Raw genomic sequence first — 23,737 nt, 5'->3', positions numbered from 1 at the left:
AACGAAGGCGCCCATTGCTATGGACTTCAAGAAGGCTCTCCAAGACGAGATCTACGGTCTTGAGGCTTCGCTGAAAGCGAGCCCTGACCCCCGGCTCGTGAAGCTGCACGAACTGCGGCGCGTCCTCGCCATCTATAATGGCGAGGCACCCGCAACGGCACCTGAACAGACGCCTCGTTTTGCCGGCGTCGCCGACGCAATCCGGAAGCCGCGCGGCCGGCAGGCAGACCCGATGAGGCAGGCGGCGCTCGATGCATCCCGCGAAATCCTGTCCCTGGTGCAATCGCCCCTGAGGACGTCGGCTATCTATGAGAAACTGACTGAACGCGGCATCAGGTTGGCAGGGCATTTCCCGGTCAACAATTTGTCCGCGATGCTCTACCACCAGCCTGAGTTTGTCTCCCATGGCCGAGCCGGTTGGACACTGAAATCTTCGGGTGGCGAACCATCCGAAAACGAAAAACCCGCTGACCACGTTTCCTCGGGGGAACAGTCAGCGGGCTTGTCTCAACCCAGTGCGCAAGGCGGTGAGCCCGACCGGGAGGTGGAACATGACAACATGAGTTGACCCTTTTGGGCGGCTTGGGCGTTCCAGCGCCTGAGCTGCCTGGCTGGGCCGGGAAGTGGTTTCCGTTCCTGGGTTTGCACCATGGGGCGCGGGGTCCAACTCCCCGTCGGTCCACCAAATTCTGTACCAGACTCTGATGGATTCGTCAAACCGGGCTGCCCTTCAAGGTGGCCCGGTTATGCCATTTTCTGTGAATTGAATGCCACGCGATTCCAGCGCCGTGCGCAAGGCGAAGGGCCGCCATGCCGCGTTGCAAATTGAGCCGCGACCTTGACGTTCAATACAAAACCACCTTCGTTCTGAGCCACAAACCTCGTGAAGCCATCGCCATGGAACAGAACCATGGTGATCCGCTCTCGGGTCATGTGGAAGTGGACGGCGCCTATTTCGGCGGCCATATCCGCCCCGCCAACAATAAAACCGACCGCATTGACCGTCGCCTTGCCATGCATCAGACCGGCAAGCGGCGGGTTGTTGTGGTGATGCGTGAGCGCGCCGGGCGGACCTCGACCAACGTGTTCAATTCCGAAGCTCAGTCGGTCGCCCATGTCGGCAAGAGCGTCCACCCGACTGCCATGCTCTACCCCGGCGAAGCGACCCATTGGGACGCCCTGCATGCCCGGTTCCTAACCAAGCGCATCAACCACCAAAAATCCTGCGGCGGCTACTCCAGCGTCGTCATCCCTGGGCGAAGCAAGGAGCGAGGTGTCCCGCAGACCCTAGCATGACGAAGAGACGCTAAGCCGCCTTCTTCTTCGCCAGTCTTGCCTTGATTGAGGCGACGTCGGCGCGCGGGGTCGCGGCGAACAGCGTCTTCGTATAGCTGTGTCTGGGGTCGGCAAAGACCTCGTCGCGCGAGCCGTATTCGACGGCTTCGCCGAAATACATTACCATCACGTCGTCGGCGATGTAACGCACCACGGACAGATCGTGGCTGATGAAGACGTAGGTCAGCTGGAACTCGTCCTGCAGGTCGGCGAGCAGGTTGAGCACCTGCGCCTGCACTGAAAGGTCGAGCGCGGAGACCGGCTCGTCCAGCACCAGCAGGCTTGGGTTCAGCATCAGCGCGCGGGCGATGGCGATGCGCTGGCGCTGGCCGCCCGAGAACATGTGCGGATAGCGGTTGTAGTGCTCGTGGCCGAGCCCAACCTTCTTCAGCATCTTCATCGCCAGGTCGCGCCGCTCGGCCGCCGGCTTGTCGGTGTTGATCAAAAGCGGCTCGCCCAGCACGTCGCCGATCTTCTGGCGCGGATTGAGCGATCCGTACGGATTCTGGAAAACGATCTGCACCTTGCGGCGCATCTCCTTCGTCAATGCGTTCCTGGCGATGTCGACCTTGTTGCCGTCGATGAACAGGTCGCCCGAAGTCGCCGGATCTATGAGGGTGATGATGCGGGCAAGCGTGGACTTGCCGCAGCCGCTTTCGCCGACGATGGCCAGCGTCTTGCCCTTGTCCACCTTGAAGGAGACGCCCTTGACCGCATGCACCGTGCGCGGCCCGGTGAACAAGCCACCACCGATGTGGTAGTCGCGCACGATGTTCTTGCCTTCGAGAACGGTGATGCTCATGAGGTGGCTCCCGCTGCAGAGGGGGCCGGCTCGAACAGCATGTCGGACACGGTCGGCAACCGGTCGCCGACAGCATTTTCCGGCAGCGCCGACAAAAGCGCGCGCGTGTAGTTGCTCTTTGGCGATTCAAACAGCGACAGCACGTCGGCCTCTTCCATCTTGCGGCCCTTGTACTGGACAATGACGCGGTCTGCGGTTTCGGCAACCACGCCCATATTGTGGGTGATCATGATCAGGCCCATGCCGTATTTGGCCTGCAGCGAAACCAAGAGATCGAGGATCTGCTTCTGGATGGTGACATCAAGGGCCGTGGTTGGCTCGTCGGCGATCAGCAGTTTCGGATTGCAGGCAATGGCGATGGCGATCATGACGCGTTGGCACTGGCCGCCGGACATCTGGTGCGGAAACGAGCTCAGCCGTTCTTCCGGATCGGCGATGCCGACCAGCTTCATCAGTTCGATGGCCCGCGCCCGGCGCTGGGCGCGATCCATGCCCATGTGGAAGCGCAGCACCTCCTCGATCTGGAAGCCAACCGTGAAGCACGGGTTGAGGCTGGCGATCGGCTCCTGAAAGATCATCGAGATGTCCTTGCCGACGATCTTGCGGCGTTCGGACGGGCTAAGCTTCAGGAGATCGACGCCGTCGAAGGCCATGCGGTCGGCCTTGACCGTCGCCGTGTTGGGCAACAGCCCCATCACCGCCAGCATCGCCACCGATTTGCCGGAGCCGGACTCGCCGACGATCGCCAGCACCTCGCGCGGCTCGATCGACAGGTCGATGCCTTGCACGGCCATGAACGGTCCGGCCGCGGTGTCGAAGGAAACGGTGAGGTTCTTGATCTCGAGCAGTGGCATGCTCACGACCTCTTCAGCTTGGGGTCGAGCGCGTCGCGCAGGCCGTCGCCGATCAGGTTGATGGCGAAGACGGTGATCAGGATGGCAAGACCGGGGAAGGTCACCACCCACCAGGCGCGCAGGATGAACTCGCGCGCTTCGGCCAGCATGGTGCCCCATTCCGGCGTCGGCGGCTGCGCGCCCATGCCAAGGAAGCCAAGGGCGGCTGCCTCGAGAATGGCGTTGGAGAAGGACAGCGTCGCCTGCACGATCAGCGGCGCGATGCAGTTTGGCAGGATGGTGACCAGCATCAGCCTCAGATGGCTGGCGCCGGCGACCTTGGCCGAGATCACATATTCGCGGGTCTTCTCGGCCATTACGGCGGCGCGGGTGAGCCGGGCGAAATGCGGCTGCAGCACGAAAGCGATGGCGATCATGGCGTTGACAAGGCCAGGCCCGAGCACCGCGACCAGCACGAGGGCCAAGAGAAGCGACGGGAAGGCCAGGATGATATCCATGATGCGCATGATCAGCGTGTCTACCCAGCCGCGGCAGTAGCCGGCGAGCAGGCCGAGGATAACGCCCGAGATAAGCGCTGACGTGACGACGACGAAGCCGATCGCGAGCGAGAAGCGCGAGCCGTAGATCAGCCGCGACAGCATATCGCGACCGACTGCGTCGGTGCCGAGCAGGAACTGCGCGTTACCGCCCTCCTGCCAGGCCGGCGGCGTCAGGAAGAAGTCGCGGAACTGATCGTCGGGCGAATGCGGCGCCAGCAGCGGCGCGAAGATGGCGATCAGGATCAGCAGCGCGAAGACGAAGAGCCCGAGCACCGCGCCCTTGTTGACGGAGAAGTAGTGCCAGAACTCGCCGAACATCTGCAGCCTTGCGTCCTGCGGCTTGACGACGGTCGCGGCTTCGATGGTGGCTGGGCCTTCGTTGCTCATGTCAGTTGGCCCGGATGCGTGGGTTGATGACGGCGTAGAGCACGTCGACGATGAGGTTCACCGACATGACGATCAGCGCGATCAAAAGCAACCCGCCCTGCACGGTGAAATAATCGCGCTTGGAAATGGCGTCGATCATCCATTTGCCGATGCCGGGCCAGGAGAAGATGCTCTCGGTCAGGATGGCGCCGGTCAACAGCGTTCCGACCTGCAGGCCGATGGTGGTGACGACCGGGATCAGCGCGTTGCGAAAGGCATGCAACCCGATGACGCGGCGCGGCGCCAGGCCCTTGGCGCGCGCGGTCCGCACATAGTCTTCGCCGAGCACTTCAAGCATCGCCGACCGCGTCTGCCTGGCGATGACCGCCAATGGGATGGTGCCGAGCACGACGGTCGGAAGAATGAGGTGCGACAGCGCCGAACGGAAGGCGCCCTTCTGCCCCGAGATCAGGGAATCGATGGTCATGAAGCCGGTCACCGGCTTGAAGAAATAGAGAAGGTCGATGCGTCCGGAAACCGGTGTCCAGTGCAGCGTGCCGGAGAACACGATGATCAGCAGCAGACCCCACCAGAAGATCGGCATGGAATAGCCTGCCAGCGCCGTGCCCATGGTCATCTGATCGAACCAGGAGCCGCGGCGGATGGCGGCGAAGATGCCGGCGGCGACACCCAGGATGACGGCAAAGATCATGGCGAAGATGGCGAGCTCGACCGTTGCCGGGAAGCGCACCAGGAAATCCTTGAGCACCGGCGTCTTGGTGGAAAACGAGGTGCCGAAATCGCCGCTGAGGATGTTGGTCAGGTAGGTCAGGTACTGTTGCCAGATCGGCAGGTCGAAACCGAACTGGTGCATTAGTGCCGTGTGGCGTTCGGGCGACAGGCCACGTTCGCCCGCAAGCACCAGCACCGGATCACCGGGCAGGATGCGCACGAAGCCAAAGGCGAGGATGGTTATCCCGATGAAGGTCGGAATGATGAGGGCGAGCTTGCCGAGGATATAACGCAGCATGGCGGGCGAGTGGGGACGGCACTTTGTGGCGCCGCCCCCGTTTCGCGAACCTTATTCGGCGATATCGACGCCGTCGAAGCGATGGATACCGAGCGGATCCATCGCAAAGCCGGTGACGGTCTTCTGCATCGGCATGAACACCTTGGAGTGAGCGAGCGTCGCCCAAGGTGCCTGTTCCTTGAAGATGACCTGTGCCTGTTCATAGAGCTTGGTGCGCTCGGCCTGATCCGAAACGGTCTTGGCTTTGTTGATGAGCGCATCGAAGTCCTTGTTGCACCATTCCGCGCGGTTGTTCGAACCGACGGAAGCGCAGCTCAGGAGCACGCCGAGGAAGTTGTCCGGATCGCCATTGTCGCCGGTCCAGCCGACGATGACGGCGCCGTCGTGATCGACCGCGGAAGCGCGCTTGAGGTATTCACCCCAATCGTAGCTGACGATGTTGACGGTGACGCCGACCTTGGCGAAGTCCGCCTGGATCAGTTCGGCGGTACGACGGGCATTAGGCATGTACGGGCGCGACACCGGCATGGCCCAGACGTTCATCTTGAGGTCCTTGACGCCGGCTTCCTCAAGCAGCTTCTTGGCCGCATCCGGATCGTAGGGATCGTCCTTCACTTCCTTGTTGTAGGACCACATGGTCGGCGGGATCGGATTGATCGCCACCTGGCCGGCACCCTGGAAGACGGCGTCGATGATGGCCTTCTTGTTGATGGCCATGTTGAGCGCCTTGCGGACGCGCACGTCGTCAAACGGCTTCTGCTGGGTGTTGTACATCAGCGCGCCGACATTGAGGCCTTCCTGCTCGTCGACCTTCAGGCTCGCTTCAGCCTGCAGGCCGGCAATGTCGGCCGGTGCCGGGTATGACATGATGTTGCATTCGCCGGCCTTGAGCTTCTGCGCGCGCACCGCCGGATCGGTGGTGATTGCGAAGACCAGATCGTCGATCTTCTGCTTGCCGCCCCAATAGTCCGGATTGGCCTTGTAGCGAATGGCCGCGTCGGTCTGGTAATCGACGAAGATGAACGGGCCGGTGCCGATCGGCTTCTGGTTGAACAGTTCCGGTGTCTTGTCCGCCTGCAGCTTGTCGGCATATTCCTTGGAGACGACCGAGGCGAAGTCCATGCCCAGCGTCGGGATGAAGGTGATTGCCGGTTCCTTGAGGGTGAACTTCACCGTCAAGTCATCGACCTTCTCGACCTTGGTGATGTTGTCGCCGAACTGGTCATTGTAATACTGGTAGGCGATGCCCGGGATGTACTGGAGCCAGGGGCCGTTCTTGTCGACCTGGCGTTCGAACGAGAACACCACGTCGTCGGCGTTGAAGTCGCGCGTCGGAGTGAAATAGTCGGTTGCGGCGAACTTGACGCCCTTGCGCAGCTTGAAGACATATTCCTTGCCGTCGTCGGAGATCGTCCAGCTTTCGGCCAGGCCCGGCGAGGTCGTTGTCTTGCCGTGATCGAATTCGACAAGGCGGTTGAAGACGGTGCGCGAGGACGCATCGAACGTCTGGCCAGCGGTATACGGCGCCGGGTCGAAACCTTCCGGCGAAGCTTCCGCGCAATAGACCAAGGTTTTCGCGTTGGCCACGCCGCCCAGGACGCTTGCAGCCAGCAACGCGGCTACAAAAGTCAGTTTCTTCTTCATTGAGCACTCCCTGATGTTATTCCAAGCCCCTCTGTCAGGCTCGCGAAGCGCGCATATAAGCACCGTTTTTCCGGCTTTGGAACACCCCGTTTGCTTACCCCGCGGGAAGCAGGAAAAAAATCCGCAATTTTGCTAAATAGCAGAAAAAATTAGCAGTTTTTTCCATTCACGGGATTATTAACGACCGCATTTTTTTATTGATCGCCGATCCGGCGATATCGATGCCGTGCGCGCTTCCGTGCGGCCGAGGATACGGCAGGATAGCGGTTGGGAGTGTCGGCGGCAGGAAGACTTTTCGACGGCAAATCTTTCGCCGCCTTGCCGCAGGGGCAAGACTTGCACGGTCACCAATGGAGGCAATACATAGGTGGCATAGCGGCAGCAGCGGAGGACGTCTCTGTCAATTCAGGGGCGAGCGCGGCGCGGGCGAACAAGAATTGTCGAGGGAGGAACGGGTGGCAAAAGCATCAAGGACAAGGGCGCCGGTGAAAGCGGCAGCCAAGGCGGTTCCCAAGGCAGCCGGCGCGGCCAGGCCGAAAGCGCCCGCCACCAAAGCCGCGGCGGCCAAACCGAAGGGAGCCACCGTGCCGGCGAAGGCAAGCACAAAGCCCGCGGCCAAAGCCCCGACCAAGACTGTTGCCGAAAAGACAGCGTCTACGGCAAAGCCCGCCGCTGCCAAGCCGATGCCGAAGGCTGCAGCGGCCAAGGCCCCGCCGGCAGCGAAGCCTGCCAAGGTTGTCGCCAAGCGATTGCCGAATACACTGACGGCGCTTGCCGCGGGCCTGCCGGACAAGCCGTGGCTCAAGAGCTATCCCAAGAACGTCCCAGCCGAAATCGGCGCCCTGCCCTACAGCTCGATCGGCGATTTCCTGGTTGCCGCCTGCAAGCAATTTTCCGCGCAGCCGGCCTTCACCTGCATGGACAAGTCCATCAGCTACACCGACGTCGAGCGGCTGTCGGCGGCCTTCGGCGCCTACCTGCAATCGAAAGGCTTGCAGAAGGGCGCGCGCGTCGCGCTGATGATGCCGAACGTGCTGCAGTATCCGGTGGCGATGATAGCCGTCTTGCGGGCCGGTTACGTCGTGGTGAACATCAACCCGCTCTACACGCCGCGCGAGCTCGAACATCAGCTCAAGGACTCCGGCGCGCAAGCCATCGTCATCCTGGAAAACTTTGCCAACACCTTGCAGGCGGTGATCGCCAGGACGGCGGTCAAGCATGTCGTGGTCGCCGCGATGGGCGACATGCTCGGCGGCCTGAAAGGCACTATCGTCAATTTCGTCGTGCGCCGCGTGAAGAAGATGGTGCCGGCATGGTCGCTGCCCGGCCATGTCCAGTTCAATGCCGCAATGAAGGCCGGCGCCGGCATGGGCTTCAAGCCAGCCAAGGTGGCAGCCGACGATGTCGCCTTCCTGCAATATACGGGAGGCACCACGGGCGTGTCGAAAGGTGCCACGCTGCTGCACAGCAACGTGCTCGCCAATGTCGCGCAGAACGCGCAGTGGATGGAAGACGCCTATACGATCAAGCCGAAACCGGCGCATCCCAACTTCATCTGCGCGCTGCCGCTCTATCATATCTTCGCGCTGACGGTGAACGCACTGATGGGCATGCAGCAGGGCGCCCGCAATGTGCTCATTCCCAACCCGCGCGACATTCCCGGCTTCGTCAAGGAACTGCAGAAATATCCGGTACACATCTTTCCGGGCCTCAACACACTATTCAACGCGCTGCTCAACAATGAGGATTTCCGCAAGCTCGACTTCAAGCCGCTGGTGTTGACGCTGGGCGGCGGCATGGCGGTGCAGAAGGGCGTCGCCGAACGCTGGAGAGCGCTGACCGGTTGTCCGGTCACCGAAGGCTACGGCCTTTCGGAAACCTCGCCGGTGGCCACCGCCAACAAGTTCACTGCCGGCGACTTCACCGGCACGATCGGCCTGCCGCTGCCCTCGACCGAAATCGCCATCCGCGACGATGACGGCAACAACCTGCCGCTCGGCGAGGTCGGCGAAATCTGCATCCGAGGACCGCAAGTGATGGCGGGCTACTGGAACCGACCGGATGAGACCGCCAAGGTGATGACCAAGGACGGTTACTTCAAATCCGGCGACATGGGCTTCATGGACGAGCGCGGCTACACCAAGATCGTCGACCGCAAGAAGGACATGATCCTGGTCTCGGGCTTCAACGTCTATCCGAACGAACTCGAGGAAGTCGTGGCGATGCATCCGGGCGTGCTCGAAGTGGCGGCGATCGGCGTACCGGACGAGCATTCCGGCGAGGTGCCGAAACTGTTCGTGGTCAGAAAGGATCCCGCTCTCACCGCAGAGGCGCTCACCGCCTTTTGCCGCGAGAACCTGACCGGCTACAAGCGGCCCAGATACATCGAGTTCAGGACCGAACTGCCGAAGACGGCGGTCGGCAAGATCCTGCGCCGAGCGCTGCGGGAATAGACGCGATTTGAAGGATGGCCCTGGCAATGGCGGGTTCGCGGACGATGGCCGACGTCCCGACGCGGCCACGTTCATCAAAGCGAATATGCGCCTTGTGCCTGTTCCGGGACTTCCCCAAATCCTGCTCTACACGGCGCATCCAGCAAGTGGTCTCAGGCGGCTGGCCGAGTGGCTCGAGCCGGAAGACAACATCGAGGCCGACGAGGACGGGCCCGAAGCGCAGCCGCCCTACTGGGCCTATGCGTGGGCCGGCGGCGCGGTGCTTGCCCGCTTCATACTCGACCGACCGCAGACGGTAGCCGGGCGGCGCGTGCTCGACCTCGGCGCCGGTTCAGGCCTCGTCGGTATCGCCGCCACCAAGGCCGGCGCCCGCGCGGTGCTTGCGGCCGAGATAGACCGTAACGGCGTTGCAGCGATCGGCCTCAATGCCGCCGCCAACGGCGTCGCGATCACCGTTGTCGACAAGGATATCACCACTGGCCCGCCACCGGCCGTCGACATTGTGCTCGCAGGCGATGTTTTTTACGGCCATGAGGTTGCCTTACGCGTTACCCCATTCCTCGACCGCTGCCTGGCCGCCGGCATCGAGGTTCTGGTCGGCGATCCCCGTCGCACCGATCTGCCGCTGTCACGGCTGCGATTGCTCGCCGAGTACCAGGTGCCGGATTTCGGCGACGCGAAGGGTGTCGCGACTAAACCGAGCGGTGTGTTTTCCTTTGAAGCGGATGACCGCTGTCGCTGAGATCAAAACCCAGTCACTCGGAATGACCGAGTTCGACTCCATTTCGGACCTTCACCGCTAATCCGCAAAGTCCCGAAAGCTGCCTTTGATTAGGTGAATTCGTTGGTGAAGCGTCCGCAGTAGTGTCTCTTCTCACCGAATTGAAAGCCGTGGTAAACGGCGCCCATGGGCATCAGGAACTATCTGATCGAAGGCGGATCCGGCACTGGAAAAACGTCTGTCGCTACCGAGCTGGAACGGCGCGGCTACCACGTCATCCATGGTGACCGGGTCTTGGCCTATGTCGGCGACCCCGAGACGGGCCAGGCACTGGCCGGACCACCTGAAGGCGTCGCGGACCGCATCGCCTGGAGTTACGCGCACTGGATTTGGCCCGTCGACAAGGTCCAATCCTTGGTCGCCGACACCACCCACCCAGTCACCTTCTTCTGCGGCGGCTCCCGTAACTTCCATAAGTTCCTGCACCTATTCGACAAGATTTTCGTGCTCGAAATAGATGTCGAGACGCTGAACCGACGTCTGGATGGACGGCCAAATGAGCCGGGCTTCGAGCCAGACGAGCGTGCGTTGGTACTCCGCTACCATGGGACCCGCGAATACCTCCCCGGCGGGATCAATATCGACACGGCCGGCACCGTCCCGAGTGTCGTCGACGATATCCTTGTTCAACTGGCCTGAAGCCTTGAAGTGATGCGAATGGGATGGGAAGCGCTCGAATATTGGGGGAAGACAGACCTCCGACCCAAAAACCGCCAGCCCGCTTCCCACCCAATCTCAGCCGTTGGCGGGAAAGCCCAAGTTGATTTGCCAAGCCTAGCCAGGTCAGATCGTCTCCTTGACCCGTGCCGAGAGGAAGTCCGGCAGATCGGTAACCGAATCAAGAACAACGTCGGCAATCCCGGCCAGCGATTCGCGGGTGCCGGTGCCGGAGAGCACGCCGACCGCCAGCCCGCAGCCGCCGGCCCGCGCCATTTCGAGATCATGGCGGTTGTCGCCGACCATGGCGATCTCCGCCGGCTTCAGCCCGGTGAGATCGCTGAAGGCCAGGATGGTGTCGGGCGCCGGTTTCGGATTGGCGACCGCGTCGTAGCCATAGGCAGCGTCGAACAGCTGGGCGACGCCGAGCGTGACCAGCGTCTTTTCCGCGCCGCTGGTCGAATCGTTGGTGGCGACGCCAAGCCGGTAGGATTTTCTGTGCAATGCCGTCAGCGTGTCGACGATGCCCGGCAACGCCACCGCCATTGCCGACCCCTGCACCGAGGTGATCTCGTTGAAACGGGCAACCGCAAGCATCTGGTCCTCATTGGACAGGCGCGGGAACCACAATTCGACGACATCGAGATTGGTGCCGGACGCAAAGATGGAGTCCGGCTTGAATCGCCTGTTGGCGAAATCGAAGCCGGCAGCCGCCAGCAGCCTGTCGGCTTTCCAGCGATCGCCTTCAGACGCATCCATGGCCATGAAATCTGCGACGCCAAGCCAGGTCGCGTTGAAGTCGACAAGCGTTCCATCCTTGTCGAACAATATTCCCTTGATATCTGCCAAGCTTTTCACTCCGATCCACGCAAATGGTGGATGAATCCCACAAGGCCAGCGGTCGATGCATCCCGCTTCGCGGCACTTTCCTTGCCCTCCACGACAGGCAAGAGGCCGGTGGCCAGTTCCTTGCCGAGTTCGACGCCCCACTGGTCGAAAGAGTTGATGTTGAAGAGCGTGCCCTCGACGAAGACACGGTGCTCGTAGAGCGCGATCAGCCGGCCGAAGGTGCGCGGGTCGAGTTTGCGGTAGAGGATGGTCACCGAGGACCGGTTGCCGGAGAAGACGCGGTGCGGGGCGATTTTGTCGACCTCGGCCGGCTTCATGCCCTTGGCCAGCATCTGGGCGCGGGCCTCCTCCAGCGTGCGGCCCTTCATGAGCGCTTCCGACTGCGCCAGGCAGTTGGCGAGCAGCAGATCGTGCTGATGCTTGAGATCGGGCTCGTGGCCGACGGCCGCGGCGAGGAACTCGACCGGGATGAAATCGGTGCCCTGGTGCAGCAGCTGGAAGAAGGCATGCTGGCCGTTGGTGCCGGGTTCGCCCCAGACCAGTGGTCCGGTCGGCGTCGGCGCCGCCGTGCCTTCGAGGGTGACGCTCTTGCCGTTCGATTCCATGTCGAGCTGCTGCAGATAGGCCGGCAGCCTGGACAGGCGCTGGTCATAAGGGATGACGGCGCGCGCCGGGTATCCGCAGATCACCCGATGCCACCAGCCGACCAGCCCCAGCAGCGCCGGCAGGTTCTCCTGCACGGGTGCGGTGCGGAAATGCTCGTCCATCTCGTGCGCGCCATCGAGGAAGGCGCGGAAATTCCTCGGCCCGACAGCGATCATCACCGGCAGGCCGATCGCCCCCCAGAGCGAATAGCGGCCGCCGACCCAATCCCAGAAGCCGAAGACGCGATCCGGCGCGATGCCGAACTTGGCCACCAGGTCGAGCGCGGTCGAGACGGCGGCGAAATGCTTGCCGACCGCTTCCTTGCCGAGCGCCTTCCGCACCCAGTCGCGCGCCGTCTGCGCGTTGGTCATCGTCTCGACGGTGGTGAAGGTCTTGGAGGCGACGATGAAAAGCGTGGTTTCGGCGGACAGGCCCTTCAGCGTGTCGTGGATATGGGCGCCATCGATGTTGGAGACGTAATGCGCGCGCGGCCCGTCATGATAGGGCGCCAGCGCCAGCGTCGCCATGGCCGGGCCGAGATCGGAGCCGCCGATGCCGATGTTGACGATGTCGGTGATCTTCTTGCCGGTGGCGCCGGCCGCCTTGCCCGAACGCACGGCATCGGCAAAGGCGCCCATGGCGTCGAGCACGGCGATGACATCCGCCTTGACGTCCTGGCCGTCGACGGTGACGCCCTTGCCGGTCAGGTTGCGCAGTGCCGTGTGCAGCACGGCGCGGTCCTCGGTGACGTTGATCTTCTTGCCGGCGAACATGGCGGCGCGACGGCCTTCGAGATCGGCCGCCTCGGTGAGCTTCTCCAGCATATCCATGGTGAGCGAATCGACCGCGCATTTCGACCAGTCGAGCAGAAGGTCGCCGTCTGTGGCGGAGAATGTCACGAACCGCTTGGGGTCGGCGGCGAAAGCCTGGCGCATGCTGGCGGGCGCCGCCGCGCGATGATCGCGCAACGCGGCGAGCTGTTTTTGAAAGGACGATTGATCCACTGCCAAACTCCGAGACCTAGAGCCATCATTACGGACCGGATGTTTCCGGCGCGTGTCGTCGCGACAATCTATCGAGCCTAATTCCACCCGTTTCAATGCGCAGCTTGACGCACGGAGTCATCGCCGGGATGACGCGCCGCGTCACCCTGGATGCCGCAGCGCGGCATCAAAATGGCGTGAAGGATCACTGGCATAAATCCCAACGATCAGAAAAATTGATTGGCGCAACCCCTTGTGCCACGGTTACCTTCGGCTGGTCCAGCCAAGCGAAAAAGGCTGGCCATCGAGGAACATCTCCCATGCCACAGCGTAACGACACGGCCATATGGTCCGGCCTGTTCCGGATTTCGGCGGAATCGGGCCAGACCCTGCAAGCACAGATCCGCCAAGCCATCGTAGCCGCCATTCTCGACCGCCAGATCGCCGCTTCGATGCCGCTTCCTTCCTGCCGGATCCTGGCCGAAAAACTCGGTGTGGCGCGCGGAACCGTGGTGCTGGCGTTCCAGCAGCTCGTCGACCAGGGCTTCCTGGTGGCCCGCGAGCGGCGTGGCCATTTCGTCAATCCCGATGTGCTGGCGACGCCGGCCAAGCCGCACCAGAAGGCACCCGACCAGGCCAACGAGATCGACTGGAAGGCACGCCGCAAGATCGCCGCCAGCGACATGCCGCCGCCGGCCAAGCACGAGAACTGGATCAAGTCATCCTACCCCTTCGTCTACGGCCAGTTCGATCCGGCGCTGTTCCCGACCGCCGAGTGGCGCGAGTGCAACCGCATGGCGCTTGCCGTGCTCGAAATCCGCAACTGGGCGTCCGACATGGTCGACCGCGACGATCCGCTGCTGATCGAGCAGATCCAGGCGCGCCTGCTGCCTAGGCGCGGCATTTTCGCCAACCCGGACGAGATCATCGTCACGCTGGGCGCCCAGAACGCGCTCTACATGCTGGCGACGCTGCTGATGTCCAAGGGCTCCAAGGTGGCGATGGAGGACCCCGGCTACCCCGACGCCCGCTCGATCTTCCGTCTTGCGGGCGCCGAGATAGAGCCGGTGCCGGTCGACCAGTCAGGCATCGTAACCGCTTCTATTCCCAATGATTCCGGTTTCGTCTTCGTCACGCCCAGCCACCATTGCCCGACCATGGTGCCGCTGTCGGCGGAACGGCGGCAGGATCTTCTGGCGCGGGCCAATCGCTACAACCAGATCATCATCGAGGACGGCTATGACAGCCAGCTTCTCGACGAAGCACCGCAGCAGGCGTTGAAGAGCCTCGATCGTTCCGGCCGCGTCGTCTATGTCGGCTCGATGTCGAAGACGCTGGCTCCGGGCCTGCGGCTCGGCTACATCGTCGCTTCGGCTGGCCTGATCTCAGAACTCAGGGCGCTGCGCCGCTTCATGCTGCGCCATCCGCCGGCCAACAACCAGCGCGCCGTAGCGCTCTTCCTGTCGCTCGGCCATCACGAGGCGCTTGTGCGGCGGCTGTCGTCGGCCTTCGACGAACGGCGCAAGCGTCTGGTCCATGCGATTTCCGCCTTCCTGCCGGAATGGCGCTCGACCGATTCGGCAGGCGGCACGTCGCTCTGGCTCGAAGGGCCGCGCGGTACCGATTCGCGCAGTTTGGCCGAGGCGGCTGCCTCGCGCAGCGTCATCATCGAGCCTGGTGACCGGTTCTTCGACCGCACCGAAAAGCCTTCGCGTTTCATGCGGTTGGGCATTTCCTCGATCGCGCTGCAGCACATCGAGCCGGGCATCCGCGAACTCGCGACCGCAGCCGGCCGCAGGCCCGCCGCTGCCTGATCCATCATCCATGTTTCGTGACCGGAGCCGTTCGCAGCAGCTCCAGTTACTTTAGCGCTGGCACATGCAACTGGGCCAGCTGGCCCATAGGATGGGCCAACGCCGGCGGCATAGTCGGCGTCAGGGGAAGAAGCAGGCCGATGGTGGACCAACCGCCACGAGTTCCTGCCGACGAAGGTGGAGTGCTTCCATGCCAGTGGCTGTCGAACAGCAAGACACGCCGGCGAACCGTCGTCCACAGCGCTCCAGTCTTCGCGAAACAGGACATGCCATGCGATCAGCTCCTCTGATGGAGGATACCGGACCACAGCACCAGGCCGTCGAAGGCGGCAGCTACGGGCCGCTGCGCGGAGATGACTGCGAGCGCATCCACGAGGGCGTGCTGACGCTCCTGGAGACGGTGGGCTTCGCCAATGCCATCCCCTCCTGCATAAAGGTGTTGACCAGGGCGGGGGCGGTCCATGGCGACGATGGCCGTGTCCGCTTTCCGCGCGCGCTGGTGCTCGACACGATCAAGCGGGCTGCACGACATTTCACACTTCATGGCCAGGACGCCAGGCACGACATGGTTGTCCAGGGCAAGCGTATTCACTACGGCACCGCGGGTATCGCCGTGCACCTGGTGGACCTGGAGAAGCGTGAGTACCGCGAATCCAAGCTGCAGGACATTTATGATGCCGCCCGCATCGTCGATGGGCTGGACAACATCCATTTCTTCCAGCGGCCGATGGTGGCGCGCGACATCGCTGATCCGCTCGAGATGGATTTCAACACGCTCTATGCCTGTGTGATGGGGACATCGAAGCACGTCGGAACGTCCTTCACGGTGCGTGAGAACGTGAAGCCGGCGCTGGAAATGCTCTATGCCATCGCCGGCGGCGAGGAGAATTTCCGCGCCCGGCCCTTCGTTTCCAACTCCAACTCATTCGTCGTGCCGCCGATGAAGTTCGCCGAGGATGCCTGCGGCGTGCTCGAGGCCTGCGTTGAAGGCGGCATCCCGATCCTGCTCCTGTCGACCGGCCAGTCCGGCACGACGGCACCCGCTGCGATGGCCGGCGCCGTCGTGCAAGCGGTGGCCGAAGTGCTGGCCGGCCTTGTCTATGTCAACGCGCTCAAGCCGGGCCATCCGGCGATCTTCGGTGCCTGGCCATTCATGTCGGACCTGCGCACCGGCGCGATGGCCGGCGGGTCGGCAGAGCAGTCGGTGGCAACGGCGGCCTGCGCCCAGATGGCGCAATTCTACGACCTGCCCGGCGGTTCGGCCGCCGGTATGACGGATTCGAAACTGCCCGACATTCAGTCCGGCTACGAAAAGGGCATCACCAATGTGATGGCCGGCCTCTCCGGCCTCAACCTCGTCTACGAGGCGGCCGGCATGCATGCCTCGCTGCTCGGCTTCTGTCTGGAAAGCCTGGTCATCGACAACGACATGCTCGGTCATTGCCTGGGCTGCGCGCGTGGCATCGACGTGACTGACGAGGCCTTGTCGATCGACAGCATCGCCGAGGTCTGCCTCAAAGGCCCAGGCCACTATCTCGACAACGAACAAACGCTCAAGCTGATGCAGACCAGGCATTTCTATCCTGCCCTCGGCGATCGTTCTTCGCCGAAGGAATGGAACGAAAAAGGCCGGCCTGATATATTGCTGCGTGCGATCACCGAGAAGAAACGCATTCTTGCCGAACGATTTCCGCGCCACGTGCCAAAACAGGTCGACGACAGATTGCGTGCCCGCTTCGGCAGCCTGATCCACCTGCCGCGCACGCACATGGGCGGCTGACCGGAGACGAGTTCGTGCAGCCATACCGCCACCACCCAGGACCAACCATCGGGCAGAACGACAAATGAGTGTGCATCCTATCCAGCAAGCCGCTACCGACGGCGACGCGATCGATCGGCTGGTGACATCTCACCGGCCCGGCCATGGCCTGGTGCGCGCCTTCTATCACGACCCAGCGATCTTCGAGCGGGACATGGAACGTGTCTTTCGCCGCCACTGGCACTGCCTGGCGCATGCCAGCGTCATCCCGAACCCCGGCGACTTCGAGTTGTTCAAGCTCGGCGACGAGGCGGTCATCCTGACACGCGGCATGGATGGCACCGTGCATGCCATGCTCAATGTCTGCCGCCACCGCGGCGCCGAGGTCTGCACCAAGGAGAAGGGCAACGCGAAGATGTTCGTGTGCCCCTATCACGCCTGGACCTATTCGAATGACGGGTCGTTGCGCGCTGCCCGCCTGATGCCGAAGGATTTCGACCGCACGGCGCACGGGCTGAAGAAGCTTCATGTCCGTGTCGCCTCTGGGCTGATCTTCATTTCCTTCGCCGAGACACCGCTCAATTTCGACCCGATCGAACAGTCGCTGCGCACGAGTTGCAGCCAGTATGGCTGGGGCGACGCCAAGGTGGCGTATCGTCAGTCCTATCCGCTCGACGCCAACTGGAAGCTCGCCGTCGAGAACTATGTCGAATGCTACCATTGCGGGCCGGCGCATCCAGAATACTCGCAGACGCATGCGCTGGAAAAGCCGGCCGAGATGATCGAGCAGCTCAATGCGGCGATGGAGCAGCGCACCTGCGCACTCGGCATCGAGATCGGCAGCGCCAACCGCTGGCAGAACTCGGCGGCCGGTCAGGAGGCAATCCACACCTTCCGCTACGCGCTCTATGATGGCGTTTCGAGCGGCAGCCAGGATGGATCGCCGGTGGCCCCGCTGATGGGCCGCTTCACCGATTATGACGGTGGCGTCACCTCCATCCATCTCGGCGGCACGACCTTCCTCGTCTGCTATCCCGATCACGGCATGATCTACCGCTTCATCCCGAAAACGGCTGATACCTGCGAGATGGAACTGATCTGGCTGGTGCGCGGCGACGCCGTCGAGGGCCAGGACTACGATTTGGAGAAGCTGACCTGGCTGTGGAAGGTCACCACCGAAGAGGACAAGAAGATCATCGAGCACACCGCGCGTGGCGTGCGCTCGCACTACTTCGTGCCCGGGCCGATCGCGCCGATGGAATACAATGAACTACGCTACATCGGCTGGTATCTCGAGGAGATCAGCCGGGCCTGATCGGCTCGGTGCCGCAGGGGGATCATGCAGGTCTTGCCTTTCGCGTCATTCCGCGCTGAGCCCGTATCGGTCGACGACTTCAGCGTTGATGAGCTTGGCATGCAGCGTCATCAGCACGATCTGTGCGTCGAAGCTCTCGCCGGCTTCAAGTGCTGCCTCGATGCGACGCTCGACTTCCAGCGTCCGCTCCCGGCCATTGGCCTGCTCGAAGGTTTCGGGACCCGCAATGCAATAGCTGCACAATTGTGCCACCGACACGTAGGTGCCCGGCGGCGGCTTGTCGGGCCAGCGATCCTTCATCAGATTGACGATGGTAAGCTTCACGCCCTCCGGCACGAGGGCCGGATGCAAATCCGCGCCGCGCAAAGCGTCGTCGAGCTGCCTCAAGTCGCCCGAGCGGCCGAACATTCCAAGGAAGCCTAGGGAAGAACGCCGTCCTGCCATAATGGTCCAATCCGTTTCCAACCAGTTAGGTGGTTCACAAGCGGAATACAAAGGCAGTTAAAGTGGATTCGGGCGATGCGCTTCAGGTCCTTGCAGGCATCAGCCACTCGCCGCCAGCAGCAAGACACCGGCAAGGGCCGATCCGGCGAGCGTCGGCAGCATGCCGATCTTCAGCCTCAGGATGGCGATCATCGTGGCACAGGAAAGCAGTGCCGCGCGCCAGTCGATCGACGAAAGCACCGGCACATTCATGCCGAAACCGATGTTGCGGACTTCGTGGAAGATGACATGCAAGGCAAACCATAGAGCGAGATTCATGATGACGCCGACAACAGCGGCGGTGATCGCGCCCAGTGCGGCCAACAATGCCTTGTTGCCGCGCAGGGCCTCGATGTAGGGCGCACCGAGGAATATCCAGAAGAAGCAGGGCGTGAACGTCACCCACAGAGTGAGCAACGCCCCCAGCGATCCGGCAAGCAATGGATCCAGCGGCCCGGCGTGGCGGAACGCGGCGATGAAGCCGACAAACTGCAACACCAGGATGAGCGGGCCTGGCGTCGTTTCGGCAAGCCCAAGACCATCGACCATTTCACCGGGGACGAGCCAGCCGAAGGACTGGACGGCTGCCTGCGCGACATAGGCAAGCACCGCGTAGGCGCCACCGAACGTGACCACAGCCATGAGACTGAAGAACCGCCCTATCTCGGTCCAGACGCTTGCGGACCCGGTGAACCACCAGATCACAAGAACGGGCCCGAGCCAGAGCGGCAGCCAGATCGCAACGGTGCGCGGCGCATGCCATTTGGTCGGTTTGACATGGGCCAGCTCGCCGCGTTCGAACATCAGATCGACCGCTCCCTTGAAGTCGGCAACATCGCCCTTGCCATGGGCGGAGCTGGAAAACAGGCCGGGAGCAATGCGGTCTCCCAGCCATCCGGTCAGGCCGGCGAGCAGGACGATGAGCGGGAACGGCACATTCAACGCATAGATGGCGATGAACGCCGCGACCGCGATCGACACCATGACGCGGTTCTTCAGCGCGCGCCGCCCGATCCGGATCACCGCCTCGATGACAATGGCGAGCACCGCCGCCTTAACCCCGAAAAACAGCGCTGCGACGAGAGGCATGTCGCCATAGAGCACGTAAAAGCTGCTCAAGAGGAGCATGACGAGCGCGCCCGGCACGACGAACAGGATGCCGGCGACAAGGCCACCGGCCGTCCTGTGCAACAGCCAGCCGATGTAGATGGCGAGTTGCTGAGCTTCCGGGCCAGGCAGCAGCATGCAGTAGTTCAGCGCATGCAGGAAACGCTGTTCACCGATCCAGCGCCGCTCCTCGACCAGTTCCTTGTGCATCAAGGCGATCTGCCCGGCCGGTCCGCCGAAGCTGAGCAGTCCGATTTTTGCCCAGACCTTCGTGGCTTCGGTGAAGGTCGGTGCAGTCGGCACCGGCACGTTTCCCGCGGTATCCGCCGGGACAAGAGCGCTCATGTCGGTTTACCCATGCCGGCTGCGGGCCAGTTGTGCGTTTCTTCAGTGGCGTCGCGACACCAACGGAAGAACGCATCGTAGAGCAGCATACCTGCTTCCAGTTGTTCCAGATCGTCGCGAAACATCCGCGACAGGCCAAGCGAGGCAGCCAGAAAGCCGGCAGCCTGGGGCACAAGGTCGAGGCTTGCGGTGTCGGCCGCGCGCACGATTGCGGCAAGGCGATCGAGCGCCTCTGATTCCAGCCCGAACTCCTCGATCATCGTGTCGAAGGTGCAGCGTTCGCCGCGATGGCTCCAGAACACATTGTCGATGTCGAAAGGCACGGCCTGAAAACGGTCGGCAACAGCCAATACTTCTGCGGGTTCGACAAACAGGAACACCGCGTCGGGGTCGAGGAAACGCCGGATCAGCCAAGGGCAAGCGATGCGGTCGACCTTTGGGCGTGATCGCGTCACCCAGACGGTGGCGCCCCTTTCATTGCGTGGAGGCATCTTGTCGGTGCGAACCAGAAGCCCCCCGGCATCGCGCCAGGCTTCAAAGCCGCCTTCAAGGGATTCGGCGGAAATCCCCTCATGGCGCAGCCATGCGACTACCCCCTGCGAGAGCTTTTGCCCCTTCTGGCAGACAACGGCCACTGGCTTGCCGGCGAATGCGGCCGCCCAGTTCGAAACGCTTTTGAAGTCGCGCCGGCACGAGGCCGGCAACAGGCGCGGATCGGCGTCGAAATCTTCATCGATGCGAACATCGATGATGACAGGGGCGCCCGGTAAACCGATGAGCCGGGATAGTTGCGATACGGTGATAGCTGTTGTTGACGGCATGGCGTCCACCTCCTGAAAAGAGAAGCTTGGACGCGAACGTTGGGCTGACGCCTCACGGGGTCGTCGCGATGCACCCCATGTCGTGATGGTGGAATTGTTGCGTGCGCTTGTCAAGGATGGTTTCTCGACCCTCAGGGCAATGAACTCGGGTTAACGGGTTCCTTCGCAGCCTTCGCCGGCGCGTTGGCTGACTGAGCATCAAACGAAAAACCCGCCTGTGCGGCGGGTCACTGGCGCAAATCAGCACCATGGACGAATATGTACCATAGCTGAGGGCACGGAGTCAAGAAAAAATTCCTATCATGAAAAGCTACCGGCACAAAACCTGCCAACACCGACGAACTGGCTGTCGTCAGGTCTTTTATTAACCTGAGTTTGGAGCCCTATCTCGACCCTCGGCCGGGACACGCTGAACGGAACCCGAGAGGCAGCCTGATTGCTCAGGCCGCCTGTCAATGATCCAGCATCAGCAATCGTCGCCAGGAATAATCAATGATTGTCCCTGGGGACGCCGCTGGTATGCGCGACGTCCTGGTATTTCACCGCCGGCTCCAGCACCATTCCCTCTGAGAACTGCGCGACCATGCCGCGCTGGATCTCCTGCCAGGGCGTCTGGTGCTTGGGATAATGAAAGCCACCATTGTTCTGCAGTTCGGCACGGCGCCGGGTGATCTCGTCATCGGTGATGAGGATGTCGGCCGTACCCTTGCGCAGATCGATGCGGACACGGTCGCCCGTCTTGAGCAGCGCCAGCCCGCCGCCGATCGCGGCTTCCGGCGAGGCGTTGAGAATCGACGGCGAACCCGACGTGCCCGACTGGCGGCCGTCACCGATGCAGGCCAGCGCGTGGATGCCTTTCTTGATGAGGTAGGCCGGCGGCTGCATGTTGACGACCTCGGCACCGCCGGGATAGCCGATCGGACCGGCGCCACGCATGAACAGGATGGTGTGTTCGTCGATGCCTTGCGCGGGGTCGTCGATGCGGGCGTGGTAATCCTCCGGCCCGTCGAAAACCATGGCGTTGCCTTCGAAAGCCTCGGGATCCTTGGGGTTGGACAGATAGCGCTCGCGGAACTCGGGCGAGATGCCGCTGGTCTTCATGATCGCCGAATCGAACAGATTGCCCCTGAGGTTGATGAAGCCGGCATTGGCCTTCAGCGGCTTGGCGACAGAGCGGATGACGTCGGGGTTTTCGTTGGCGACGCCCTCGCTATTCTCACCGATCGACTTGCCGTTGACAGTGCGCGCGCCGGGATGCGGCAACAGCCCGCCCTTCATCAGTTCGGCAATGACCGCCGGCACGCCGCCGGCATGGTGATAGTCTTCGCCGAGATATTCGCCTGTCGGCTGCAAATTGACCAGCAGCGGCACATTGAGGCCGACCGTCTGCCAGTCGTCATTGTCGAGCTTGACTCCAAGGTGGCGGGCGATGGCGTTGAGATGAATAGGCGCGTTGGTCGAGCCGCCAATGGCCGAATTGACGACGATGGCATTCTCGAAAGCCTCTCTCGTCATGATGTCGGACGGCTTCAAATCCTCATGCACCATCTCGACGATGCGTTTTCCGGTCTCATAGGAAATCTGGCCACGCTCGCGGTACGGTGCGGGAATGGCAGCCGAGCCCGGCAACTGCATGCCAAGCGCCTCGGCCAGCGAATTCATCGTGGTGGCGGTGCCCATGGTGTTGCAATAGCCGGTGGACGGCGCCGACGACGCGACGATGTCCATGAACTCGTCATAGCCGATCTCGCCGGCCGACAGGCGCTGGCGCGATTCCCAGACGATGGTGCCTGAGCCGGTGCGCTTGCCCTTGTGCCAGCCATTGAGCATCGGGCCGACCGACAGCGCGATGGCCGGGATGTTGACGGTGGCCGCCGCCATCAGCAGCGCGGGCGTCGTCTTGTCGCAACCGATGGTGAGCACGACGCCATCGAGCGGATAACCGTAAAGCACCTCGACCAGGCTGAGATAGGCAAGGTTGCGGTCAAGTGCTGCGGTCGGACGCTTGCCGGTCTCCTGGATCGGATGGCAGGGGAACTCGAAAGGGATGCCGCCCATCGAGACGATGCCTTCGCGCACGCGCTTGGCGAGTTCGATATGGTGGCGGTTGCAAGGCGAGAGATCGGAGCCGGTCTGGGCGATGCCGATCAGCGGCTTGCCGGACATCAGTTCGGCGCGCGTCAGGCCATAATTGAGGTAGCGTTCGAGATAGAGCGCCGTCATGCCCGGATTGTCGGGATTGTCGAACCACTCCTGCGAGCGAAATTTTTTCTTAGTGGTGGGGGCGCCTGCCATCGTGGTCTCCGTATTTGTAAGACAAATCGATATGGCAACGCGCGGAAGCAGGCAAGAGGGCGTGCGGTCGCAACCGGACTTTGGTGTGATAGACACGCACCCAGCCGTGCGATAGGGCTTCATTCAGTCTTGTCCGGGAGGTTTTCATGGCTTTGGTGATCGAAGGCGAGGAGCGCATTGCCGCCCCCCTGCAAAAAGTGTGGGAAGCGCTGAACGATCCCGAGGTCTTGAAGGCGACGATTCCCGGCTGCCAGAGCCTCGACATGAAGTCGCCGACCGAAATGGCGGCGACCGTGGTGGTGAAGATCGGGCCGATCAAGGCGACATTCAACGGCGAAGTGACGTTGAAGAACCTGAAGCCGCCGCACTCCTACACCATCCAAGGTGAAGGCAAGGGCGGCATTGCCGGTTTCGCCAAGGGCGGTGCGGACGTGACGCTGACATCAGATGGAGCGGATAGCACGGTGTTGAAATACGCGGCCAAGGCCGATGTCGGCGGCAAGATCGCCCAGCTCGGCAGCCGGCTGATCGAATCGACCTCGAAGAAACTGGCCGGACAGTTTTTTTCGAGCTTTGGCGAAAAGGTCGGCGCAGCTTAGGCTGCGGCCCGCTTGAACAACGCTGGGCTTGTTTAGGGTTGGCGCTGCCCCTCATCCGTCGCCTTCGGCGACACCTTCTCCCCGCATAGTGACGGGGAGAAGAGAAGCCGCCGCAACCTAGGCGCCCTTTGCGCAACGTTGGTGATTGGCGAAATCATCACCCACGGCGTCTTTCTCCCCGTCACTATACCTATCGGATTCACACATTTCGCAGTCCGAGGTTGGCGCCGTATTTGATGGCGTGGAATTCGGCGAGGCCGA

19 protein-coding genes and 2 pseudogenes are annotated in these 23,737 nt (G+C 62.4%); 9 read left to right on the top strand and 12 right to left on the bottom strand.

Annotated elements, in window-relative coordinates:
• Positions 1-19 precede the first annotated feature (19 nt).
• Positions 20-568: a hypothetical protein gene (locus NKI38_RS22945; RefSeq protein ID WP_352661028.1), complete on the top strand. Its 549-nt coding sequence runs from the start codon at positions 20-22 to the stop codon at positions 566-568.
• Between the two features lie 220 nt (positions 569-788).
• Positions 789-1,224, top strand: a pseudogene (locus NKI38_RS22940) (transposase); the annotation flags it as partial.
• Between the two features lie 82 nt (positions 1,225-1,306).
• Here NKI38_RS22940 and NKI38_RS22935 read toward each other — a convergent pair.
• The 5 genes from NKI38_RS22935 to NKI38_RS22915 all read right to left on the bottom strand — a co-directional run bounded on the left by NKI38_RS22935 (position 1,307) and on the right by NKI38_RS22915 (position 6,570).
• The gene (locus NKI38_RS22935) at positions 1,307-2,137 is read right to left on the bottom strand and encodes a dipeptide ABC transporter ATP-binding protein (protein WP_352661025.1); all 831 of its coding nucleotides are present in this window, start codon (positions 2,135-2,137) and stop codon (positions 1,307-1,309) included.
• Positions 2,134-2,991: an ABC transporter ATP-binding protein gene (locus tag NKI38_RS22930; protein WP_352661023.1), complete on the bottom strand. Its 858-nt coding sequence runs from the start codon at positions 2,989-2,991 to the stop codon at positions 2,134-2,136. Before NKI38_RS22930 ends, NKI38_RS22935 begins: the two co-directional genes overlap by 4 nt.
• 2 nt (positions 2,992-2,993) lie before the next feature.
• Positions 2,994-3,848, bottom strand: coding sequence for an ABC transporter permease subunit (locus NKI38_RS22925; RefSeq protein WP_352661114.1), 855 nt, complete (start codon positions 3,846-3,848; stop codon positions 2,994-2,996).
• 70 nt (positions 3,849-3,918) lie between these two features.
• Complete coding sequence (locus NKI38_RS22920) at positions 3,919-4,926, bottom strand: ABC transporter permease subunit (RefSeq protein WP_352629922.1); 1,008 nt, start codon at positions 4,924-4,926, stop codon at positions 3,919-3,921.
• A 51-nt stretch (positions 4,927-4,977) separates the two neighbouring features.
• Positions 4,978-6,570 (bottom strand): ABC transporter substrate-binding protein, encoded by a 1,593-nt coding sequence (locus NKI38_RS22915; RefSeq protein ID WP_352661021.1) that lies wholly within the window; start codon positions 6,568-6,570, stop codon positions 4,978-4,980.
• 455 nt (positions 6,571-7,025) lie between these two features.
• On the opposite strand from NKI38_RS22915, the gene NKI38_RS22910 reads away from it, so the two are divergent.
• The 3 genes from NKI38_RS22910 (at position 7,026) to NKI38_RS22900 (ending at position 10,443) form a co-directional block, all read left to right on the top strand.
• The gene (locus NKI38_RS22910) at positions 7,026-9,023 is read left to right on the top strand and encodes a long-chain fatty acid--CoA ligase (protein ID WP_352661018.1); all 1,998 of its coding nucleotides are present in this window, start codon (positions 7,026-7,028) and stop codon (positions 9,021-9,023) included.
• Between the two features lie 85 nt (positions 9,024-9,108).
• On the top strand, positions 9,109-9,765 hold the full coding sequence (locus tag NKI38_RS22905) for a class I SAM-dependent methyltransferase (RefSeq protein ID WP_352661016.1): 657 nt from the start codon (positions 9,109-9,111) through the stop codon (positions 9,763-9,765).
• Positions 9,766-9,930: 165 nt separating this feature from the next.
• A complete protein-coding gene (locus tag NKI38_RS22900) occupies positions 9,931-10,443 on the top strand; it encodes a nucleoside kinase (protein ID WP_352661013.1) in 513 nt (170 codons plus the stop codon).
• 144 nt (positions 10,444-10,587) lie between these two features.
• On the opposite strand, the gene NKI38_RS22895 is transcribed toward NKI38_RS22900, so the two are convergent.
• Positions 10,588-11,310, bottom strand: a complete 723-nt coding sequence (locus tag NKI38_RS22895; protein ID WP_352661011.1) for an HAD family hydrolase — start codon at positions 11,308-11,310, stop codon at positions 10,588-10,590.
• Positions 11,311-11,315: 5 nt separating this feature from the next.
• Positions 11,316-12,965, bottom strand: a complete 1,650-nt coding sequence (gene pgi, locus NKI38_RS22890; RefSeq protein WP_502899358.1) for a glucose-6-phosphate isomerase — start codon at positions 12,963-12,965, stop codon at positions 11,316-11,318.
• Between the two features lie 293 nt (positions 12,966-13,258).
• On the opposite strand from pgi, the gene pdxR reads away from it, so the two are divergent.
• The 3 genes from pdxR (at position 13,259) to NKI38_RS22875 (ending at position 17,826) form a co-directional block, all read left to right on the top strand.
• Complete coding sequence (gene pdxR, locus NKI38_RS22885; RefSeq protein WP_352661008.1) at positions 13,259-14,752, top strand: MocR-like pyridoxine biosynthesis transcription factor PdxR; 1,494 nt, start codon at positions 13,259-13,261, stop codon at positions 14,750-14,752.
• A gap of 190 nt (positions 14,753-14,942) precedes the next feature.
• On the top strand, positions 14,943-16,532 hold the full coding sequence (locus NKI38_RS22880; protein ID WP_352661006.1) for a trimethylamine methyltransferase family protein: 1,590 nt from the start codon (positions 14,943-14,945) through the stop codon (positions 16,530-16,532).
• Between the two features lie 64 nt (positions 16,533-16,596).
• A complete protein-coding gene (locus NKI38_RS22875) occupies positions 16,597-17,826 on the top strand; it encodes an aromatic ring-hydroxylating oxygenase subunit alpha (protein WP_352661003.1) in 1,230 nt (409 codons plus the stop codon).
• A gap of 45 nt (positions 17,827-17,871) precedes the next feature.
• Here NKI38_RS22875 and NKI38_RS22870 read toward each other — a convergent pair whose 3' ends face one another.
• From NKI38_RS22870 to NKI38_RS22855, 5 genes and pseudogenes are all read right to left on the bottom strand, one after another.
• Complete coding sequence (locus NKI38_RS22870; protein ID WP_352661000.1) at positions 17,872-18,270, bottom strand: hypothetical protein; 399 nt, start codon at positions 18,268-18,270, stop codon at positions 17,872-17,874.
• A 99-nt stretch (positions 18,271-18,369) separates the two neighbouring features.
• Positions 18,370-19,677: pseudogene (chrA, locus tag NKI38_RS22865) on the bottom strand (chromate efflux transporter); the annotation flags it as partial.
• On the bottom strand, positions 19,586-19,873 hold the full coding sequence (locus tag NKI38_RS33555; RefSeq protein ID WP_502899360.1) for a hypothetical protein: 288 nt from the start codon (positions 19,871-19,873) through the stop codon (positions 19,586-19,588). The gene NKI38_RS33555 and the pseudogene chrA, both read right to left, overlap by 92 nt.
• Positions 19,758-20,582 carry a chromate resistance protein ChrB domain-containing protein gene (locus NKI38_RS22860; protein ID WP_352660995.1) on the bottom strand — a complete coding sequence of 275 codons (825 nt, stop codon included), beginning with the start codon at positions 20,580-20,582 and terminating at the stop codon, positions 19,758-19,760. Before NKI38_RS22860 ends, NKI38_RS33555 begins: the two co-directional genes overlap by 116 nt.
• A gap of 489 nt (positions 20,583-21,071) precedes the next feature.
• On the bottom strand, positions 21,072-22,877 hold the full coding sequence (locus NKI38_RS22855) for an IlvD/Edd family dehydratase (RefSeq protein WP_352660993.1): 1,806 nt from the start codon (positions 22,875-22,877) through the stop codon (positions 21,072-21,074).
• Positions 22,878-23,023: 146 nt separating this feature from the next.
• Between NKI38_RS22855 and NKI38_RS22850 the strand changes: the two genes are divergently transcribed.
• A complete protein-coding gene (locus NKI38_RS22850; RefSeq protein WP_352660990.1) occupies positions 23,024-23,476 on the top strand; it encodes an SRPBCC family protein in 453 nt (150 codons plus the stop codon).
• Positions 23,477-23,737 lie beyond the last annotated feature (261 nt).

It is taken from the genome of Mesorhizobium sp. M0621, assembly GCF_040320745.1.
In the GTDB taxonomy this organism is placed as follows: domain Bacteria; phylum Pseudomonadota; class Alphaproteobacteria; order Rhizobiales; family Rhizobiaceae; genus Mesorhizobium.
This window is presented reverse-complemented; position numbering and strand designations above follow the sequence as displayed.